Source organism: Microbulbifer maximicatervae (SeqCode) (assembly GCF_052467695.1).
Genome location: NZ_CP174320.1, coordinates 98209 through 117971, shown reverse-complemented (window position 1 = coordinate 117971; position 19763 = coordinate 98209). Strand labels below are relative to the sequence as shown.

At 48.6% G+C, this 19763-nt stretch carries 16 protein-coding genes; 10 read left to right on the top strand and 6 right to left on the bottom strand.

Translation table 11 applies throughout. The features are described 5' to 3' along the window. The first annotated feature begins 6 nt into the window (after positions 1–6). From ACJJI8_RS00530 to ACJJI8_RS00515, 4 genes are read left to right on the top strand one after another with little or no spacing between them, the layout of a single operon-like run. Entirely contained in the window at positions 7–690 is a 684-nt protein-coding gene (locus ACJJI8_RS00530; protein WP_444933941.1) for a TVP38/TMEM64 family protein, read from the top strand. A gap of 7 nt (positions 691–697) precedes the next feature. Next, complete coding sequence (locus tag ACJJI8_RS00525; RefSeq protein WP_444933940.1) at positions 698–2173, top strand: dihydrolipoyl dehydrogenase family protein; 1476 nt, start codon at positions 698–700, stop codon at positions 2171–2173. Beyond that, positions 2173–2847 carry a TIGR04283 family arsenosugar biosynthesis glycosyltransferase gene (locus ACJJI8_RS00520; protein ID WP_444933939.1) on the top strand — a complete coding sequence of 225 codons (675 nt, stop codon included), beginning with the start codon at positions 2173–2175 and terminating at the stop codon, positions 2845–2847. Before ACJJI8_RS00525 ends, ACJJI8_RS00520 begins: the two co-directional genes overlap by 1 nt. Continuing rightward, on the top strand, positions 2840–3493 hold the full coding sequence (locus ACJJI8_RS00515) for a TIGR04282 family arsenosugar biosynthesis glycosyltransferase (protein ID WP_413662977.1): 654 nt from the start codon (positions 2840–2842) through the stop codon (positions 3491–3493). The genes ACJJI8_RS00520 and ACJJI8_RS00515 overlap by 8 nt, the downstream gene beginning before the upstream one ends. A gap of 25 nt (positions 3494–3518) precedes the next feature. Here ACJJI8_RS00515 and ACJJI8_RS00510 read toward each other — a convergent pair whose 3' ends face one another. Continuing rightward, positions 3519–3923, bottom strand: coding sequence for a hypothetical protein (locus ACJJI8_RS00510; protein WP_413662976.1), 405 nt, complete (start codon positions 3921–3923; stop codon positions 3519–3521). Positions 3924–4017: 94 nt separating this feature from the next. Beyond that, on the bottom strand, positions 4018–5496 hold the full coding sequence (mltF, locus tag ACJJI8_RS00505; protein ID WP_413662975.1) for a membrane-bound lytic murein transglycosylase MltF: 1479 nt from the start codon (positions 5494–5496) through the stop codon (positions 4018–4020). A gap of 413 nt (positions 5497–5909) precedes the next feature. On the opposite strand from mltF, the gene purL reads away from it, so the two are divergent. The 3 genes from purL (at position 5910) to ACJJI8_RS00490 (ending at position 11580) form a co-directional block, all read left to right on the top strand. Next, positions 5910–9776 carry a phosphoribosylformylglycinamidine synthase gene (gene purL, locus ACJJI8_RS00500; protein ID WP_444933938.1) on the top strand — a complete coding sequence of 1289 codons (3867 nt, stop codon included), beginning with the start codon at positions 5910–5912 and terminating at the stop codon, positions 9774–9776. A gap of 394 nt (positions 9777–10170) precedes the next feature. Beyond that, the gene (locus ACJJI8_RS00495; RefSeq protein ID WP_444933937.1) at positions 10171–10494 is read left to right on the top strand and encodes a TfoX/Sxy family protein; all 324 of its coding nucleotides are present in this window, start codon (positions 10171–10173) and stop codon (positions 10492–10494) included. 201 nt (positions 10495–10695) lie between these two features. Beyond that, on the top strand, positions 10696–11580 hold the full coding sequence (locus ACJJI8_RS00490) for an aldo/keto reductase (RefSeq protein WP_444933936.1): 885 nt from the start codon (positions 10696–10698) through the stop codon (positions 11578–11580). On the opposite strand, the gene ACJJI8_RS00485 is transcribed toward ACJJI8_RS00490, so the two are convergent. The 3 genes from ACJJI8_RS00485 to ACJJI8_RS00475 all read right to left on the bottom strand — a co-directional run bounded on the left by ACJJI8_RS00485 (position 11577) and on the right by ACJJI8_RS00475 (position 13624). Then, complete coding sequence (locus ACJJI8_RS00485) at positions 11577–12077, bottom strand: TrmH family RNA methyltransferase (protein ID WP_282933805.1); 501 nt, start codon at positions 12075–12077, stop codon at positions 11577–11579. The two genes, ACJJI8_RS00490 and ACJJI8_RS00485, sit on opposite strands and share 4 nt — an antisense overlap. 74 nt (positions 12078–12151) lie before the next feature. Further along, entirely contained in the window at positions 12152–12748 is a 597-nt protein-coding gene (locus tag ACJJI8_RS00480) for an SLATT domain-containing protein (protein ID WP_413662971.1), read from the bottom strand. Between the two features lie 180 nt (positions 12749–12928). Beyond that, positions 12929–13624 (bottom strand): outer membrane beta-barrel protein, encoded by a 696-nt coding sequence (locus ACJJI8_RS00475; protein ID WP_444933935.1) that lies wholly within the window; start codon positions 13622–13624, stop codon positions 12929–12931. Positions 13625–13989: 365 nt separating this feature from the next. On the opposite strand from ACJJI8_RS00475, the gene ACJJI8_RS00470 reads away from it, so the two are divergent. The 3 genes from ACJJI8_RS00470 (at position 13990) to ACJJI8_RS00460 (ending at position 18687) form a co-directional block, all read left to right on the top strand. Next, positions 13990–15369: an SLC13 family permease gene (locus tag ACJJI8_RS00470; RefSeq protein ID WP_444933934.1), complete on the top strand. Its 1380-nt coding sequence runs from the start codon at positions 13990–13992 to the stop codon at positions 15367–15369. A 160-nt stretch (positions 15370–15529) separates the two neighbouring features. Then, positions 15530–17713, top strand: coding sequence for a S9 family peptidase (locus ACJJI8_RS00465; RefSeq protein WP_444933933.1), 2184 nt, complete (start codon positions 15530–15532; stop codon positions 17711–17713). Between the two features lie 305 nt (positions 17714–18018). Next, entirely contained in the window at positions 18019–18687 is a 669-nt protein-coding gene (locus ACJJI8_RS00460; RefSeq protein ID WP_444933932.1) for a DNA-3-methyladenine glycosylase I, read from the top strand. 68 nt (positions 18688–18755) lie between these two features. Here ACJJI8_RS00460 and ACJJI8_RS00455 read toward each other — a convergent pair whose 3' ends face one another. Beyond that, positions 18756–19544: an SIMPL domain-containing protein gene (locus ACJJI8_RS00455; RefSeq protein ID WP_444933931.1), complete on the bottom strand. Its 789-nt coding sequence runs from the start codon at positions 19542–19544 to the stop codon at positions 18756–18758. Between the last annotated feature and the right edge of the window lie 219 nt (positions 19545–19763).

Sequence of the window (19763 nt, the reverse complement as noted above, 5' to 3'; positions counted from 1 at the left end):
AAAACGATGAGTAAAAAAATCCTGCTGGTAGCCGCTATTGTCGTATTGGTGGTGGCTTTCTACTTGCTTGATCTACACCATTGGTTGAGCCTGGAAAAGTTAAAGGATGGAGCGGAGGACTTTAAGCGCTGGCAGATGTCGTCACCGCTTTTAGTCGAGTTTTTGTTTCTGGTCTTCTATATTTTGGTGACTGGCTTATCACTTCCCGGGGCGGCAATTCTAACTATTGCAGCCGGCGCATTGTTCGGTCTTTTCTGGGGTACTGTAATCGTTTCTTTTGCTTCCAGTATCGGTGCCACCCTGGCCTTTTTAATGGCTCGATATTTATTCCGGGACTATATTCAGGGGCGTTTCTCCGAGCGGCTTCAAGTCGTCAATAAGGGAATTGAGCGGGAGGGGGCATTTTACCTTTTTGCGCTGCGATTGGTGCCGGCTTTCCCTTTTTTCCTAATTAATATCCTGATGGGGCTCACCCATATTAAAGCCTGGACTTTCTACTGGGTTAGTCAGCTCGGAATGCTGGCGGGTACGATAGTTTACGTAAATGCCGGCACCCAGTTGATGAGAGTGGAAAATCTCAAGGATATTTTATCTTTGCCACTGTTATTGTCTTTTGTTCTATTGGGTGTGTTTCCCTTAATTGCAAAATATGCGCTCAACTGGCTTAAGCGCAGGCGTCAGGCTGGATGATCTAATTATGCAGAAACCTAAGAAGTTTGATCGTAACTTAATTGTCGTTGGTGGTGGTGCGGCGGGCCTGGTTACGGCTTACATCTCTGCGGCGATAAAAGCAAGAGTCACTTTGATCGAAGCAGGTAAAATGGGGGGAGATTGTCTCAATACCGGCTGTGTACCCAGTAAAGCATTGATTATGTGTGCGCGACAGGCCCATAGGGCAAGATGTGCGGGTGAGTTTGGGGTTGTACTCCATGAGCCAACAATTAATTTTCCCCGGGTTATGCAACATATCAAGGAGTCGATTAAAACTATTGAACCCAATGATAGTGTGGAGCGCTATAACGAGCTGGGGGTTGAAGTGCTCAAGGGAACTGCAGAGCTTATCGATCCCTGGACAGTTAAAACCCAATTAAATAGTGGAGGGGAGAAAACCCTGACGGCAAGGGCTATTGTACTAGCCACTGGCGCCGAGCCGAGTGTTCCGCCTTTTCCTGGGCTCGATCAAGTGAATTACCTCACCAGTGATACTTTATGGGAGCGGTTTTCTCAGTTAAAAACCCCTCCCCACAGGCTGGTATTACTGGGTGGGGGAGCTATTGGTTGTGAGCTGGCACAAGCCATGGCCAGGTTGGGTTCGGAAGTGGTTCTGGTGGAGAGGTCCGACACTATATTATTGGAGTTGGATGCTGACGTATCTGCGGCCGTCGCTGAGGCGCTTACTCTGGATGGCGTTAAAATTTTGACAGACCACGAAGCTGTTGAGTTTGAAGGTGTTCCTGATCGAGAAGGAGGCATACTCATTGTAGAAAATAAGGGCGATAGGGTTAAGCTCGAGTTTGATGAGGTGATACTAGCTCTCGGCAGAAAGGCGAAAGTAACCGACGAAGGTCTCGAGAACCTGGACTTGCTGGATAATGGCAGGTTGAAACTTGATGGCTACCTGCGAACTCGCTATCCACATATCCTTGCAGCTGGGGATGTGGCAGGGCCATACCAATTTACCCATATGGCCTCACACCAAGCTTGGTATGCAGCGGTAAATGCCCTTTTCGGTGACATTAAAAAATTTGCCGTAGACTACTCTCTGGTTCCCAGTGCTGTATTTGTCGATCCGGAAGTGGCGACTGTAGGCCTTTCTGAAAAAACTGCTAGTGAGCAGGGAGTGAATTACGAGATAACCCGCTATGATATCGAGCATTTGGACCGAGCTATAGTCGATGGTGCGCGGCGAGGATTTGTCAAAGTCCTTACGGTGCCGGGAAAAGATAAAATACTAGGTGTTTCTATTGTTGGGGAAAATGCTGCAGAACTAATTGCGGAGTTTATTTTAGCGATGAAGCATGGGTTGGGGTTGAATAAAATTCTCTCAACCATCCATATCTATCCGACCATGAGTGAAGCCAATAAATTTGTCGCGGGCAATTGGAAACGTGCTCACGCACCAGCAGCTATTTTATGTTTCTTAGAGGTTTTTAACCGCTGGAGGCGCAACTAATGCAATTCAGTGTGATAGTTCCTCTATTAAATGAAAAGGAACACATAGCCTCTTTACTGGAGCACTTGCAGCAATTGAGCGTGCAGGAAGATTGTGAGGTTATTGTCGTAGACGGCGGCAGTACCGATGGTAGTGTTGAGACCCTAGAGCAGTCTGGTTTGCAGCTGGTCCACGCCACTCGGGGTAGGGCGGTTCAGATGAATGCCGGTGCGTTAATGGCTAAAGGTCAGTGGTTAGTGTTTTTGCATGCCGATAGCCGTCTACCCGCAGATGCCCTCAAGTCCATCACAAACCTCGAAAAGGAGAATGCCCACTGGGGGCGTTTTAATATTCAAATTGTCGGACACAGTTTTTGGTTTCCCTTGATTGCGACTTTAGTTAATTTACGCTCTCGTTTTAGTGGTATTGCTACAGGGGATCAGGCCATTTTTGTGCGCCGTGGTTTGTTCGAAGCTATCGGTGGATTCCCTGCGCAGCCGTTGATGGAAGATATTGAGCTGAGTCGTCGTTTGCGTAGTTATTACTGGCCCTATTGTTCTCGGGAAAAAGTAGAAACCTCAGGGCGTCGCTGGGAAAAGTACGGCGTATTGAGAACTATTTTATTGATGTGGCGATTGCGTTTTGATTACTGGCGGGGCGTATCAGCAGAGAGTTTGGCAAAGCGCTATGAGTAGTTTTCTATTGCCGCCCATGCGTCTTGTAGTGATGGCTAAGGCTCCGTTGCCAGGGTATGCAAAAACTCGGCTAATTCCTACTTTGGGAGAGAAGGGCGCAGCCGCTCTCGCATTACAGTTATTGCAGGATACATTGGCAGAAGCGGTGAAGGCGGATCTAGGTCCTGTCGAGCTGCATGCTGCGCCCAACTCCCGGCATCCTTTCTGGCAGGAGTTCAAATTGCCTCAGGGAGTAAAGCTTTACAGCCAGTCAGAAGGTGATCTCGGTCAGCGCTTGTGGCGGGCTGCGAAAAGTTCTTACGCCGCTGGCCAGGGGTTCTTTTTGATGGGGACAGATTGCCCGGCATTAAATGCAGAAAGACTCCGAGCCGCAGCTGTGGCGCTAGTGCATACAGACTCCGTTATGTACTCCGCAAATGATGGAGGCTACACCCTGTTGGGATTGAAGTATCTGCATTCTCGCTTGTTTGAAGATATATGTTGGAGTACTGAAGTCGTTGCCCAGCAAACCCTGGAGCGATTACAGGAATGTGATATGCAGTGTCAGCAATTGGATGTGCTTGCGGATATTGATGATCCTGAGGATTTGCAGTTTTTACCTGGAGTTCTTTCGAGGCGTCTGGCAGGTTTTCGGGAAGCAGATTAAAAGTAATCGAGAGTAAGGAGTATTTCTAGCTTGAACCAGGAAGTGCTGGCTCTAGGAATATAACTTCCCGCGTGACCTGCCAACGCCCATCTTCATGAACCAAATCGATCGCCAGTTTTAACAGTTGCTCCTGGCCAGCCAAATTGTTTTTTCGCGAGAAGATTACTAAAGCACTGTTTTCATTTGCCACTATGTGGTGAATTTTTTTCCAGTCGTTGAGAGGTAGTTCACCCGCGTCACGCTTGGCTTTAAACATATTGATGAAGGCCGTTTTGTCTGCCACTGTGACCCGGTCCGAAGGGTCTAGTATGAAGACCTGCATTTCCCGGTGGTAGACACTTTCCAGTTCATCTTCTCTGCAGTACACCCCGGCCTGCACGAGGTAGTCAATAAACTGCTCGATCTCTCTTACCGTATCTGGATTATCCATCGCTCAGGCACTCCAACCGGGACCAGATGAATATAGATTAAGGTGGAGATATTTGGGGCTTTCTTCGGCCAGGCTAAGCTGGCCTAGAGGGGGATTAGAGAGCGGGGGCGGCGCTGGCTTCGGAATTCACTGCGCTGTTCTCAGCAAGGATCCCGCCGTTTTCATCATTGGCTGCGGCCAGTCGTTGTTCCTCAATGCGGCTACTCCAGCTCAGAAGGGCTTGATAGTGGCGGATATTCTGTACATAAGTCACCGGTTCCCAGCCTCGGGCATAGCCGTGTTTGGTGGTCTTGTAATACTGACGCTTGGCCAGAAGGGGCAGGTGTTCGCGCACATCGGGCCAAAGATCTGGATTGCCGCCCATTCGTTCTGTCAGTACCCGGGCATCCTCAAGGTGGCCATAGCCTACGTTGTAGGCAGCCAGTGCCATCCAGGTTCTGTCGGGTTCGCGAATGCGATCCGGCAGTTTGTTGCGGATTTGTACGATATAGCGGGCACCACCCTCAATGCTCTCTTCGGGGTTTAGGCGGTTTACACCGAGATCTTTTGCGGTATTCAGGGTCAGCATCATCAGGCCGCGTACACCGGTGCGAGAGCGGGCACGCGGATTCCAATAGGATTCCTGGTAGCTGAGGGCTGCGAGTAAGTGCCAGTCGAGGTCATATTGGTCGGCAACCTTTTGCATGGTGCCGCGCCACTGGGGCAGGCGCTCGCGGCTGCGCTTGGCAAAGGCCTTGGCGCCGCCCACATTTAGGTCGCTGACGTGGCCAAAAAACTCTTCCCGCAACTGGGCAATCATGCCATTGGTATTGGCGCGCAACATAAAGCGACGCGCACTGCGATAGAGGCTGTCGTCATCACTTTGTGGGAAGGCCCAGGAAACCGGTTGGAATTGGGTGAGGTTGAACGCAACCGCGGTGTTTGGGTAAAGGCCGCGGTGAACTGCATAGGCGTTGGAATCGACAATTGCATAATTGTATTTTCCTTCCTGCACCATCTCCACCAATTCCATGGCGTCCACGTCGGAGACTTCCTCCCAATCCAACTCGGTATAGCGGGTGGAGAGTTTCTTCATTTCTTCTGCGTGAGCACTACCGGCAATGACGGCGACCTTTTTTCCTTCGAGATCGCTAGTTTTGCGCGGCCGCTGTTCGCCAACTCGGTAGATAACCTGCTGGCGAATTTCAAAATAGGATGGGGTAAAGCGGACTTGTTCGCGACGCTCTGGAGTTACCGTGAGGCCGGCAGCTGCGAAGTGCGCGCCACCCTCCGGGTCGCGCAGCTGATCGAACATTTCGTCCAGATCGTGCACGTCGCGAATTACCAATTTCACCCCCAGCTCTTCAGCAAATGCACGCAGCATGCCGTATTCAAAGCCTGTCGGGTTGCCGGAGGCGTCTTCGTAATAAGTGGTGGGGCCGTTTTGTGACAGGACAACCAATTCACCGGTGGCTTTGACACGCTCGAGTGTATTCGGTGCTTTACTGGCAACCAGCAGGGAGGCGCAGCAGGACAGGGCGATCCCTTTGCACACACGGCGGACGTAGCGCAGCATACGGCTTTTCATCATCATAGGCTGTCCTCTCTAGCTAGTCCGTTGGTTTATTTGCTGTTGTGCCTAAGGCCCTGTATGTCGATTTCGCTCTCAAATACGAGGGCAAAATTTGACGCAGTCCGCCAATTTTACATTATTTGACGACAATCTGCCCAGTTTGTCTTTTGAACACTGTGATCTGCGCGCTTGCAAAGCATTACAGACTTAGGTAGGCGAACCTGACTTTGATACAAAGTTGGTTTATTTACAGCCAAGCTTGCTGGTCTTTTGAACATTCAGGTTACTAATTAGTTCATGTGTACCCAAGTGTTGGGCGGGTGTGTTGGAGTGGCGATGCTTCAGGTACAATTGCGCCTCTCAAATTTCCGGGGCCTTGTGCGAAATCCCATTCGCGCAATCTTTCTCATTTAGACAAGAGGCTATCTCCCGCAATGTTAGTTCTGCGTGGTGCTCCTGCACTGTCGAAATTCCGCCATAAAAACCTGCTCAATCAACTGCGCGCGCTGCAACCGACCATCGACGATCTCTACGCTGAGTTCGTTCACTTTGCAGACAGCGACTCACTGGATAACCAGGAGATGGCCCTGCTGGAGCGACTGCTCCAATACGGCCCAACCGAGGAAAAGCACGAGCCGAAAGGCGAGTTGATCCTGGTAGTGCCGCGTCCGGGCACAATTTCTCCCTGGTCTTCCAAGGCTACTGACATTGCTCATAACACTGGCCTGAACAAAGTTCATCGCTTGGAGCGTGGCATCGCCTACTACGTTACCGGTGTCGAGTTAACTGAAGCTGAACGCCTTGTGCTGGCCTCCCGCTTACACGATCGTATGGTTGAAGCGGTATTCACCGATTTTGCTCAAGCTGAGCAATTATTTGTGGAAGAAGCGCCGCGCCCGTTGCGCGGTGTGGATATTCTCGAGGGCGGCCGCGAAGCTCTGGAAGATGCCAATGTCACCTTGGGCTTGGCCTTGGCTGAGGATGAGATTGATTACCTGCTCACCAGTTTCCAAGAGCTGGAGCGCAATCCCACAGATGTAGAGCTGATGATGTTTGCCCAGGCAAACTCCGAGCACTGCCGCCACAAGATCTTCAATGCCTCCTGGACCATCGACGGCGAAGAAATGCCGCACTCCCTGTTCGGCATGATTAAGAATACCTACCAGAAGGGTGGTGACAATGTGTTGTCCGCCTATGCGGATAATGCAGCCGTCGTTACTGGTAGCGAAGCGGGGCGTTTCTACCCGGATCCTGACAGCAAGGAATACGGTTTCAGCACTGAAGCCATTCATCTGCTGATGAAAGTGGAAACCCACAATCACCCTACCGCGATTGCTCCTTTCTCCGGTGCTGGTACCGGGGCCGGTGGTGAAATTCGTGATGAAGGTGCAGTTGGCCGTGGCTCCAAACCAAAAGTGGGCCTGACCGGTTTTACGGTTTCCAACTTGCGCATTCCCGGCTGGGAGCAGCCTTGGGAAGCCAACTATGGCAAGCCTGAGCGTATTGTTACCGCTCTGGATATTATGATCGAAGGCCCGATCGGTGGTGCAGCATTTAACAATGAGTTTGGCCGCCCGAATATCTGCGGTTACTTCCGTACCTTTGAAGAAAATTTCGATGGCGAGCGTCGCGGCTATCACAAGCCGATCATGTTGGCTGGTGGTTACGGCAATATCCGCGAAGAGCATGTAGACAAGCCCGAGTTTTCCCCTGGCGCCAAACTGGTAGTGCTGGGTGGCCCGGCGATGTTGATTGGCCTCGGTGGTGGTGCAGCCTCCAGTATGGCCAGCGGCTCCAGCTCTGAAGATCTGGATTTCGCTTCAGTACAGCGCCAAAACCCGGAAATCGAGCGTCGCTGCCAAGAGGTGATCGACCAGTGCTGGCAGTTGGGTGAGAGCAACCCCATTGCCTTTATCCACGATGTGGGTGCGGGCGGTTTGTCCAATGCTTTCCCTGAGCTGGTGAAAGATGGCGGTACCGGCGGTAATTTTGAACTGCGCAATGTGCCCTGTGATGAGCCGGGTATGAGCCCGCTGGAAATTTGGTGTAACGAGTCCCAGGAGCGCTATGTACTGGCAGTGATGCCGGAAGATCTGGAGCGCTTCGAGCAAATCTGTGAGCGTGAGCGCGCGCCTTACGCCGTTGTCGGTGAAGCTACCGAAGACAAGCACCTGCTGTTAAATGACAAGCAATTCGAATCCAAGCCAGTAGACCTGCCGATGTCGGTGTTGTTCGGCAAGCCGCCGCGCATGCACCGTGAAGCAGCGACTCGCCAGGTGGAAAGCAAGGCATTTTCCACAGCGGATATCGACCTGAATGAAGCGGCTGAGCGGGTGCTGCGCCTGCCCACAGTGGCTAGCAAGAGCTTCCTGATCACTATCGGTGACCGCACTGTAACCGGTCAGGTTTCCCGCGACCAAATGGTTGGTCCCTGGCAGGTGCCGGTGGCCGATTGCGCGGTAACTACCGTTGCCTATGACAGCTACGCAGGCGAAGCCATGTCTATGGGTGAGCGCACCCCGGTGGCATTGCTGGATGCACCGGCCTCGGGCCGCCTGGCAGTGGGTGAGGCAATTACCAATATCGCCTGTACCCCAGTGAAGCAACTGTCCGATATCAAACTCTCCGCCAACTGGATGTGTGCAGCGGGCCATCCGGGTGAAGAGGAAAAACTTTATCGCACCGTAGAAGCGGTGGGTATGGAGTTGTGTCCTGAATTGGGCATTACCATCCCTGTGGGTAAAGACTCCATGTCTATGCGCACTGCCTGGGAGGAAGAGGGCGAGCAGAAATCGGTTACTGCACCGCTGTCTCTGGTAATTTCTGCCTTTACTCCGGTAACTGATGTTCGCAAGACAGTGACACCGCAGCTGCGCACCGATAAAGGTGAGAGTGAGTTACTGTTTATCGATCTGGGTGCCGGCAAAAATCGCTTGGGCGGCTCCTGTCTGGCGCAGGTCTACAACGAGCTGGGTGACAAGCCCGCAGACCTGGACGATGCCAAGAAGCTGAAAGGTTTCTTCGAGGTGGTACAGCAGGCTCTGAATGAAGACCTGATCATGGCCTACCACGACCGCGCTGACGGCGGTCTGTTTACAACCCTGGCGGAAATGGGCTTTGCCGGCCGCGTGGGTATGGATGTGGAAATCTACGAATTGGGTGAAGACCCGATTGCGGCGCTGTTCAGTGAAGAGCTGGGTGCGGTATTGCAGGTTCCCGCCTGTGAAGCGGATATGCTGGTACAGCGCTTTGCCGCTGTGGGTGTACCCACCCACAAGATCGGTTACCTGAACAATAACGAACACCTGTGCATCACTAATAACGGTGTTGAAATCTTCAAGCGCTCCCGTGCTGAATTGCAGCAGATCTGGTCGGAAACCAGCTACCGTATCCAGTCCCTGCGTGATAACGCCGAGTGTGCCGAGCAGGAATTCGCTGCAATTGCCAAGGAAGACCCGGGCCTGACAGTAAACCTCACTTTCGATATCAACGACGATATCAGCGCACCTTATATCGCTAAAGGTGTTCGCCCGAAAGTTGCTGTACTGCGAGAGCAGGGCGTGAATAGCCAAGTGGAAATGGCGCACTCTTTCCACCGCGCTGGCTTTAACGCTGTCGACGTACATATGAGTGACATCCTGTCTGGCCGTGTAGCGTTGGATGAGTTCAAAGGCTTGGTGGGCTGTGGTGGCTTCTCTTACGGCGACGTACTGGGTGCTGGTGAGGGGTGGGCTAAAACCATCCTGTTTAACGATCGTGCCCGCGATCAATTTGAGGGCTTCTTCAATCGCAACGATACCTTCGGCTTGGGGGTGTGTAACGGTTGCCAGATGTTCTCGGTGATCAAAGAGCTGATTCCAGGTGCTGATCACTGGCCGCGCTTTGTGCGCAACCTCTCTGAGCAGTATGAAGCGCGCTTCGCACTGGTAGGCATTGAAGACTCACCTTCCGTGTTGTTTAAAGGTATGGCGGGTACCTATATGCCGGTTGCCGTTGCTCACGGTGAGGGGCGCGTAGAGTTTGCTGACCAGCAGGCGCTGGAGAAGTGTGAAGCTTCCGGCACTATCGCGATGCGCTACCTGAATAACAAAGGGGAAATCACCCAAACTTATCCGGCCAACCCCAACGGCTCGGTAAATGGTATTACCTCCCTGAGTTCTGAGGATGGCCGCGTGACTATTATGATGCCGCATCCTGAGCGTGTTGCTCGAGCTGTCAGCAATAGCTGGCATCCAGATGAGTGGAAAGAAGATTCCGGCTGGATGCGCTTGTTCCGCAACGCGCGGGTGTTTGTCGACTAAGACAAGTCATTCCCTCGGTTTTTGCCTGCCGAGGTACGCGTAAAGATTGTGGTGGCCGTTTCAGGTCACCACACTCTTTAGTAAAAATAGAAATATTTCTGTAATATTTTTCAGCCCTTTCATTTCTTGGCGTATTTTTTCCCTTCCTTAAAGTAGAAACTTCAGCTACTGCTATACTTAAACGATTATTCGAAATAACGTTTTTGCTATGGTGCAGTTATCTGTTGTATTTGCAGTTTACTTGCTCATTGCTCCATCCAATGTCTTGTTGGGATTAGGGTTCACATTTAATTCCGCTCGATTCTTTTCAAATTTCATCGTTTTTAACCTTTTCAGAAAAAAGCAGTCTCTGAGGGGGTATTCCTGCCTGGTAAAAGTGATTAAGGAGAAAACTATGGCGTACAGCGAAACTCTGGCTGAAAAAGTGCGCAAATTACTTCAGGGAAATGAAGGCCTCAGTGAAAAGCAGATGTTTGGAGGTCTCGCTTTTATGTTGAATGGCAATATGGCCTGTGGGGTTGTTGGAGAGGAGTTGATGGTCCGGGTTGGGCCCGATGAGTATCAAACTGCGTTGGCCGAACGCTATACCCGGCCTATGGATTACACCGGGCGCCCCTTAAAAGGCATGGTGTATGTGGAAGAAGATGCTGTCGCAGAAGATTTGGATAACTGGGTCAGTCGTGGAGCGATATTTGCGGGCTCACTTCCTCCAAAATAATCGCTTATATTCACTGAACTTAGAAAATTAATTTTTTTATTGCATGGTGAGTGAATAGCAGTCAGGAGTTGGCGTGAGTTCGCCGTTTTCTACGCGTTGACTTCTGTACGGCCTACACTCAGCGAAATAAATGTGACCCCGGTTCTATTCCCTCTTGGTCCTTGCTGATTTTCCGCTCAGTAGTCTGAAAGGATATTAACTATGTATTTTCTCGAATTGAATAACGGTGTAGAGATACCTCAGCTCGGCATGGGAATGGCTGCGATTGGCAGCTGGCAGCAGGATGATGAGTATGTAACAGAAGTTATTTTGAAAGCCATGTCTGTTGGGTATCGTCATTTTGACACAGGATCTGTCTACGGAAATGAGCGAGCGCTGGGAAGAGCGATCAAAGAATCCGGCCTAGCGAGGGAAGAGCTTTTTATTACCAGTAAAGTTTGGGATACGGAGCAGGGAACCAGTAAAACTCACGATGCTTTTGCCCGTAGTCTGGAGCGTTTGCAGCTGGAATACCTGGACCTATATCTGATCCATTGGCCCATGCCGGCCTATACCCGGGAGACCTGGGGTGCAATGGAGGCGCTTTACCAGCAGAAAAAAGTGCGGGCCCTGGGAGTGTCAAACTTTCGTAAATCTGATATTGAACAACTGGCGACTTTCTCGGAAGTGCGCCCTGTTTTTAATCAAATTGAACTGCATCCCTACTTCACTCAGCAGCCTTTAGTAGATTATTGCCAGTTCCATAAAATTGCGATTTGCAGCTGGTCTCCTTTGGGGTCGGGATCTACATGGAGCGGTGTCGAGGCTCATGAAAAACCTCTCATAGATCCAGTAATTGTGGATATTGCGAAAAATCACGGGGTGACTTCGGGGCAGGTTATCCTTAAGTGGAATATCCAGCAGCATCGCATAGTTATTCCCAAGGCGGAAAGCCTGGATCACATACGCAATAACTTCTTATTATCTGATTTTAATTTGAGCAATGCGGAGATCCAGGCAATTAATGGATTGAACTGCAATAAAAGGTTGGGCGGTGATCCCGATTATGTTAATCAGAAAAATATAATGGTCAAAGTGCCCGATTAAATTTTTTCCAACAAAGCATAGGTCGCTATAGCGCAGGCGGAAGTAACATTCATTGAGGAATTGATACCCTGCATAGGTATGTGTACCACAGCATCTGCCAGTTCCAGAAGTTCAGGGTTGACCCCATCTTTTTCAGAACCCAATACCAAACATATTTTATTCCCCTTGGAAACGGGGGTATCTTTGAGTTCGACGCTATTTGAGGCAATCTCCAGGCAAATTAATCGATAGCCCTTATTTTTTAAGGTTTGCGCGATATTGACTGCAGATGAGTGATATTCGTAGGGAACGTACTTTTCTGTAGACCGGGAAACTTTCCGAATTTTGGAATTAGGTGGAACCAGGCTTTCACCAGTTAAATAAATTTTCTCTACGCCGAGTGCATCGGCGATACGAAATAGGCCGCCGACATTGCTCGGTGTACCGATATCGGTGGCTAAATAGCATAATGGGTAAGTGTCTGTGCTGGGTTGATGACTACTGTGATCTGTCTGCATTTTTCGGTTTGTTACTATAGGAAGTGGGGAAGTCACAACTTCCCCAGGAAAGTACTGCGGTATTGATGGGGGAGTTAGTGGCTGCTCTCTGCGATTTCGAGAGCCTCCTCGGCGACTCTTTGCGCAGCAGCCTGGCGATTACGCATCTGCTCTACCAGAGAGGGCTCTCGGTTGGCCTTTTGATTCTGGATATGCACCGCTTGCCTGTATACCTTATCTGACACAATAAACTCTTCCGCTCGCTGGTTGATTTCGCTGTAGCGTGTATTCAGTTCTGAGATCTTCTTGGATAGATGTTCAAGATCCAGGATATCGTCGAAGTAAAGGGCGATCAGCCGCTCGCACTCCCTGGCGATTGCAAGGTACTCGTTGCCTACCTGCCGGTGTCCCTCATAGTTCTTTTTAAAATTGAAGAAAGTTTGCACACCGCCCAATAGCGCGGCCAGCAGGGCCAGCGCCGCACCACTCCACTTGGTCCAATCAGGCAGCTCCGCATTGATCAAGGAGAAGAAAAGCGAACCGAGGAATAAGTTGACGACAACGATGGGCACCCCGCAAAGCACATGCAAATTGCGCCCCTTCATAGAGGCTCGAAAGTGGCTGTGTTTGCACAGGTGAGCATTCCAGCGGAGCTTCTCCAGGACTTCCACGGTATTGGGTATAGTGCTCATGATTCCTTTCCGCCCTCATTCTACTTCTAGCTATTGTGGGCGATAGTTTGACGGATGCCAGCGAGATGTACAGGGGAGATGACCAGATTCGAAAGTTTGGACTACGGGGGTGGCTCTAGATGTTCCAAAGCAGGCCCTAAATGTAAGTGATTACCTACAGCTAGGGCCTTACAACCCGGGCTAGAAGTTGTAAGTTACTCCCAGTGCAGTAAAGTCGGCCTTTTCATCCTCGACTTCATAGATGGTGTGTTCAAGGCCAATATCCCAAGTGCCGGTAGACCAGGATATCTCAGCACCATAGTAGAGGTCTGAGCCGTCTGTGGCGCTATCTGGGTTGTAGCTGATTTCGTAGGGTTCCGACGTCATATAGACATCATAAATACCGCCGTTTTCGTAGTAGCTACGAGTGCCTGTAATTTGTCTTTGCCCGCTTTTATTCGCGCACCACTGGTGTACACCTAAGCGAACAATTGCATTGAAGTTTTGCTGGAATTTTTGGGTGAGAGCAAGTCCCAGGCTGTAGGATTTATAGTCAGTTTTAATGTTCGAATCGTAAGTATAGCTATCAACTACATTTACATCCTGGCCTTGGTAATAGTCCGAATAATAGAACTCCCCATCACCTTTATACTCCTGGCGAATCTCTCCCAAATCCACCATCCCACCTTCGACAGCTAAATAGTTATTTATGCGATAGCCAAGAGTAAAGCTATATCCAGTTGAATTAAGGTCTTCACTCTCTGTATAGCGGGCTCTGGTATCAAAGCTCATATAGCCCAGTGTAGCTTTGGCATAAAAGGGTTTTTCTGAAGCGTAAGTGTTGGCACCTGATGCCAATGCGAGAATGGACAGGGATAGGGGAGTGATGCGTCTCAAGGGGTACCTCTATAAAAGAAAACTAACGATTGGTCATAGATTCGCGATATCTCTGTATTCAAATGGGACATACAGCAGAGTTTAAGTAGTTTGTACCAATCTGCTTATTTTACACTTGTACCGCCTCAGCTGAAAGTTATTAACCTTGTTTTAGTAAGGATCTACTAGTAAGTGAGCGCCAACTTTGGATGGTGGTAAGGATAAGAGAAGATGTGGGTGCTTTGAATTTTGAATAATTTCTTGGTTATAGGTCTGCGCAAAAGGGTAAGTTTCTTGTATTTTTATTGTCCATCTTGACCGAGGGGTTTACACCCTTCCTAAGATTCAAACTAAAAAAATAAACCCTTGAGTAGTTGGGGGCAGGTATGTCAATCGCGCGACAGCGCTTTATAGTTTTGGGGCCTCTTTTTGCTGTGGCCTTCTATTTCTTTGTATCAGCGTTGGGAATGCAGTATCTACCGGCAGTAACTGCTGCAATTACCTTGTTAACTGTGATTTGGTGGATAACGGAGGCACTGCCAATCCCCGCAACGTCACTGGTGCCTTTTGTCCTCTTGCCTCTATTTGGAGTAGCGGATCATCGGGAGGTGGCAGCTTCCTTGGGAAGTCATGTCATTCTGTTGCTGATGGGGGCCTTTATTTTGTCCAAGGCCCTGGAGAAAAGTGGGGCCCACGAGCGCCTTGCCCTGTATATGTTGCGTATTGTGGGCGTCTCCAGCGGCCGCAGGCTGGTGCTCGGATTTATGCTGGCAGCAGGCTTCCTGAGCATGTGGATTTCCAACACTGCTACCACATTGATGATGCTGCCTATAGCCCTGGCAATTCTCAGTAAGATCGACAACGAGCGCTTAAGTATTGCCCTGATCCTGGGTATTGCCTATGCCGCAAGTCTGGGTGGGGTAGGTACTCCTCTGGGCACGCCGCCCAATGTTATTTTTATGGGAATATACGAGGAAGTAACCGGACGAGAGTTTAGCTTCCTGGGCTGGATGAAAATAGGAGTCCCAGTTGCTTTGGTGACGCTGCCTATAATGGCCCTCTGGCTGACCCGTCATGTGCATCTGAAAAATGATATTGAGCCCCCTCAAGTGGGAGAGTGGAGGCAAGAGGAAAAGCGAACCTTAATGGTTTTCGGTGTGGCAATTCTCCTATGGGTTACTCGCAATGCACCGTTTGGTGGTTGGAGCGAATTGATAGGTATTGATGCTGCCGGTGATGGAACCGTGGCTCTAGCAGCCGTTGTCGCTATGTTTCTAGTGCCCAACGGTAAGGGAGGGCGCTTGCTGGATTGGCAGACGGCAGAGACGATCCCCTGGGGAATGCTATTACTGTTTGCTGGTGGTATAGCGCTAGCAAAAGGTTTCTCCAGTTCCGGACTGAGCGATATGCTCGGCAACGGTCTTTCTTTCCTGACGGCGATGCCACTGTGGTTGTTGTTGGTAATTCTATGCCTTAGTGTGACCTTCTTGACAGAGATAACCAGCAATACAGCTACGGCAACCCTACTTATGCCAATTTTAGCTGTAGCCGCCACTTCAGCGGGTTTTGAGCCCATGGTGCTGATGATACCTGCGGCGATGAGTGCCAGTTGTGCATTTATGTTGCCTGTAGCTACAGCGCCTAATGCGATTGCGTATGGAACCGGTAAAGTACGTATACAGGATATGGTTCGAGAGGGCGCGATACTTAGTGTGACGGCATCGCTGATAATAGCGGGGATGAGTTGGTTGATCCTGGCTGGTTAGTGTTCGCCAAGGCCATAAAAGTAGGGCTTAAATAGTTGTTAGAATATGTATTTAACGGTTGGGCTTTGGAATTCACACGCTGATTGAGTCTCTGAGGATCAAATTCAGATAATAAAATATCAATGGAACAAAGAAAAATAGGTAGGAGAGATAGAGCTCTATGAATAAAACCACAGCAACGCTGTTACTCACCCTTGGTTTAGTAGGGTGTGGCGAGACAGAAAATAACCAAGTAGCAGATGACAAAACCTTGTTTAGCGAGCAGGCTTCCGCTCCTGTAGCCAAGAAAGTGCCTCATAAAATGGTTATGCATGGCCATGAGCGTATCGATAATTACTACTGGATGCGCGATGATGAACGTAAAGCGCCAGATGTTATTGCTCATCTCGAAGCAGAAAATGCTTATACCGATTCGGTAATGCACCACACCAAAGAGTTACAGGAATTACTCTTTGAGGAAATGACTGGCCGTCTGGAGAAAGATAAATCAACGGTTCCCGTTTATTATAATGGCTACTGGTATTACAGCCGCTATCTTCCCGAGAAAGAATACGCGATCCACGCGCGACGTAAAGGCACCCAGGAAGCACCTGAAGAGGTTATGCTGGATGTGAATACGCTGGCTGAAGGCCACGGCTACTTTAGTGTAGGGCGCCTGGCGGTTTCTCCCAGTAATCAGTTGGTAGCATATCCTGAAGATAGCGTTGGGCGCCGTGTTTACACGATTCGCTTCAAGGACTTAAAGACTGGTGAGATGCTGCCAGATAAATTGGAGAATGCTTCACCAGTTGCCGTGTGGGCAAATGATAATCAGACTGTCTTCTATATCAATAAAGACCATCAAACTCTGCTCGGCTATCAGGTAATGCGCCATAAGCTGGGCACGCCACAGAGTGAAGATGTTGTTGTTTACGAAGAGATGGATAAGGCTTTCTATACGTGGATTTCCAAATCCCGGGATGGAGAGCTGATACGCATTCACCACAGCTCTACAACTAGCAGTGGCCAGTCAATCCTGGACGCAAACACCCCTCTCGCGGATTTTGCTCCCTTATACCCTCGGGAAGAGGATCATGAGTATTCAGCGCTAAAGTTAGGGAATGATTTTTATATCATGACCAACTGGCAAGCTGAAAACTTCCGCCTTATGAAGGTTGCCATGGACGACGCAAAAGATAAGTCTAATTGGCAGGAAGTCATACCTCATAGTAGTAAAGTTTTGTTGGAAGATTTCACTTTATTTGATCATCATCTGGCAGTAATAGAACGAAAAGCGGGGCAAACGGGTCTCCGAATTATTAATTTAGAGAATAATAAGGACCTTCAAGTCGGGTTTAATGATCCAGTATACAGGCTGGGCTTGAGTTCAAACCCAAACTTGGACTCAGAGAGTGTTCGAGTATCTTATTCGAGTTTAACGACACCAAATAGTGTTTATGAAGCCAAGTTGGATAGTGGCGATTTGGAATTGCTTAAGCAAGACAAAGTTCTGGGTGGTTTTGACCCAGAGCACTATCAGAGCGAGGGTATCCTGGTAGCGGCACGAGATGGCGTTAAGGTGCCGGTATCTTTGGTTTATCGTAAAGATAAATTTAAGAAAGATGGCTCTAATCCATTACTGCAATATGCCTATGGCTCATACGGTAGTACCGTAGACCCCTGGTTCCGCTCTTCAGTGGTGTCCTTGCTTGACCGAGGTTTTGTATTTGCTATTGCCCATATTCGTGGCGGCCAAAAACTGGGACGTGCCTGGTACGAAGATGGAAAGATGTTCAATAAAAAGAATACTTTCACTGATTTTATCGACGTTACCAAGGCGTTGGGGAAATTAAAATATGGGGCCCCTGATAAGATCTTTGCTTCAGGTGGTAGTGCTGGGGGGCTGTTGATGGGCGCGGTAGTCAATATGGAACCGGGTTTGTACCGGGGTGTTACTGCGGCGGTGCCATTTGTTGATGTGGTAACTACCATGCTGGATGAGTCAATTCCCCTGACTGTTAATGAGTATGACGAGTGGGGCAATCCTAATAATAAGGATAGTTATGAATATATGCTTTCCTATTCTCCCTATGACCAGGTGAAAGCTCAGGATTACCCCAATATGTTGGTAACCACTGGGCTACATGATTCCCAGGTGCAATACTTTGAGCCAATGAAATGGGTGGCAAAGTTACGCGAATTGAAGACCGATGAAAATCAGTTGTTATTCAATACCAATATGGAAGCAGGTCACGGTGGCTCTTCGGGTCGTTTCCGTCGCTATAAGGAGACCGCTTTACAGTATGCATTTTACCTCGATTTACTTGGGTATAAAAATGGAGAGACTGATAAGAAGGTTAAGTAATAAATATGTTATGCTTATTTTAGAGATATAGGTCTGATTATGGGTAGCTAATTATTCTTTATATCTCTACTTAAGTATCATGTAAATAAAGGGGAGCTAGCTCCCCTTTATTTGTTGGGGAAGTTGAAATGTCCTTTTCTTTTTCAGCTTTCTGAAATATTAACTTCTAGAGTCAATTGGCTTTTCGTGTTGTTTGGGCAGGATAAACACGCACCACCTTTTTAGTATTCCGCTAAAACTCCAAATGCTTTGAATTTCTATTTATAGGCGTAGAATGGAGATAGATTTACTGGAAGGTCTGAATTATGCGTGAGTTCGCCGCCATTGAGGCACCTGTGATTGATCGATTTGGAGGGTTAGACGGACTTCAGTCGAAGCTGGTTAAGCCAAAGCCTGCGCAGCTCTTGAGAGAGATACATGACAGTCAGTGGTTGTCATCGGCATCCCGGGCTGTTTTTCAAGCCGGTTTTAGTTGGAAGGTTGTTGAAAAAAAGTGGCCGGATATAGAGAAGATCTTTTATGGCTTTGATGTTTCATTCTGTCGTTACTTACCGGAGGAGGCATTAGATGACCTAATGCGGCAGGAAGGAATGATCAAGCACTGGACTAAAACTCGCTCCATTCAGAGAAATGCAGACTTCTTTTGGCATTTATCTAATGAGCATGGAAGTTTGGGAGCGTATTTCTCTAGCTGGAATACAGGCAACTATATTGAGAATCTTCTCTACTTGCGTAAAGGTGGTGATCGACTCGGCGGTAAGACTGCCCAAGTATTTCTAAGACGAATGGGAGTTGATACTTTGGTTTTTGCAAGTGATACCATTCGAGCCCTAATCCGAGAAGGGGTAGTCGACAAGTCTCCCTCCTCCAAGAAAGACTGGGCTGCACTAAAAGCAGCCATCGAAACTTGGCAGTCCCAGTCAAGTCGTAGTTTGAATGAGATTAGCCAGATATTATCACTTTCGGTAGGTTAATCAACTGGGGTATTTAGTTGGTAGAAGTATCTATTTCACTCCTACCAACCTGAATACTTGATCGAAAGTTAATCGGTTGTAGCTGACGGCACAACCTGAAAGTCCACGGACAACGAAGCCTCATACTGAACTTCGTCGAAGGAACTAACCTCTGTTTCTATATATGCTTCTGAAAAGCTATCTTCAAATTTACTGTTTCGAGTTCTGGAAGCAGTAACGATAACCTCTTCTATTGCTCCAGCTCCCGCTGTCCCATGATAGCCGATATTATTTGTACGGACATTAACTGGTGTTAACTGAATACTCAGGGTTCTCTCATAGTCAGCTTTTTGTTCCATGATTTTGGCTAGTGCCTTAGATCGGACCTTTTTTGTATATTCAGATACTTCTGAATGCTCAAAAGAAGTACTCACTATTTCTATTTCTTTATTTTCATCGGTTAGCCTTGCGATAGACTGTAAATGTCCCTCCTTGTTAATAGTTATTGCGACCCTGTTAATAACTTTATAGCTGGAAGGATTTTTGCCTAGCCAACCAAATTGTGGGGAAGATGAAAATTTTGAATTTTTAATCTTAGCTCGGTCTATGCCAGCCTTTATTAAGCTCTCGGTTATTTGTTCACGCAAAGAACTATTGCTGGCAATGGCGTCTGATAGGAGAGACTCTTCAGTGGTGACAATAATATTGACTATAGCTTGGTCTGAATAAGCCGTTTCTTTTGCACTGCCGTGGAGAGTCACAACTCTTGATATTGGGTAAATTAGGTCACGTAAGTCCTGGGGGGAGCCTTTAATCTCTGGGGTTGCCATTGAAAGGCTGGGAATGAGTAGCGAAGCTAAAAGAGCAAGTCTTTTCATATTGACACTTCCAAACTGTGAATAAATGACAATCTATCAGGAAACTGGCTTATAGCCGATCAATAGCACTATATCGGCTTTCCTAGTTTCTATCCAATTGTTGCAGCTGAAACCGTTCGTTGTAGTTGTATATTCGCAAAATATCGCCCAATTACCATTCATGATATGACTATTACTGCTTTGGTATTTTAGTACCGTTTATCGCTGCAAAATTACCAC

What these genes read in the sequence shown, in the direction of transcription:
- mltF (WP_413662975.1), bottom strand. Translation starts at nt 5,496, where the DNA reads ATGATGATGAAAAGCCGTATGCTGCGCTACGTCCGCCGTGTGTGCAAA.
- ACJJI8_RS00480 (WP_413662971.1), bottom strand. Translation starts at nt 12,748, where the DNA reads ATGAGCACTATACCCAATACCGTGGAAGTCCTGGAGAAGCTCCGCTGG.
- ACJJI8_RS00465 (WP_444933933.1), top strand. Translation starts at nt 15,530, where the DNA reads ATGAATAAAACCACAGCAACGCTGTTACTCACCCTTGGTTTAGTAGGG.
- ACJJI8_RS00520 (WP_444933939.1), top strand. Translation starts at nt 2,173, where the DNA reads ATGCAATTCAGTGTGATAGTTCCTCTATTAAATGAAAAGGAACACATA.
- ACJJI8_RS00470 (WP_444933934.1), top strand. Translation starts at nt 13,990, where the DNA reads ATGTCAATCGCGCGACAGCGCTTTATAGTTTTGGGGCCTCTTTTTGCT.
- ACJJI8_RS00530 (WP_444933941.1), top strand. Translation starts at nt 7, where the DNA reads ATGAGTAAAAAAATCCTGCTGGTAGCCGCTATTGTCGTATTGGTGGTG.
- purL (WP_444933938.1), top strand. Translation starts at nt 5,910, where the DNA reads ATGTTAGTTCTGCGTGGTGCTCCTGCACTGTCGAAATTCCGCCATAAA.
- ACJJI8_RS00515 (WP_413662977.1), top strand. Translation starts at nt 2,840, where the DNA reads ATGAGTAGTTTTCTATTGCCGCCCATGCGTCTTGTAGTGATGGCTAAG.
- ACJJI8_RS00455 (WP_444933931.1), bottom strand. Translation starts at nt 19,544, where the DNA reads ATGAAAAGACTTGCTCTTTTAGCTTCGCTACTCATTCCCAGCCTTTCA.
- ACJJI8_RS00525 (WP_444933940.1), top strand. Translation starts at nt 698, where the DNA reads ATGCAGAAACCTAAGAAGTTTGATCGTAACTTAATTGTCGTTGGTGGT.
- ACJJI8_RS00490 (WP_444933936.1), top strand. Translation starts at nt 10,696, where the DNA reads ATGTATTTTCTCGAATTGAATAACGGTGTAGAGATACCTCAGCTCGGC.
- ACJJI8_RS00495 (WP_444933937.1), top strand. Translation starts at nt 10,171, where the DNA reads ATGGCGTACAGCGAAACTCTGGCTGAAAAAGTGCGCAAATTACTTCAG.
- ACJJI8_RS00485 (WP_282933805.1), bottom strand. Translation starts at nt 12,077, where the DNA reads ATGCAGACAGATCACAGTAGTCATCAACCCAGCACAGACACTTACCCA.
- ACJJI8_RS00460 (WP_444933932.1), top strand. Translation starts at nt 18,019, where the DNA reads ATGCGTGAGTTCGCCGCCATTGAGGCACCTGTGATTGATCGATTTGGA.
- ACJJI8_RS00510 (WP_413662976.1), bottom strand. Translation starts at nt 3,923, where the DNA reads ATGGATAATCCAGATACGGTAAGAGAGATCGAGCAGTTTATTGACTAC.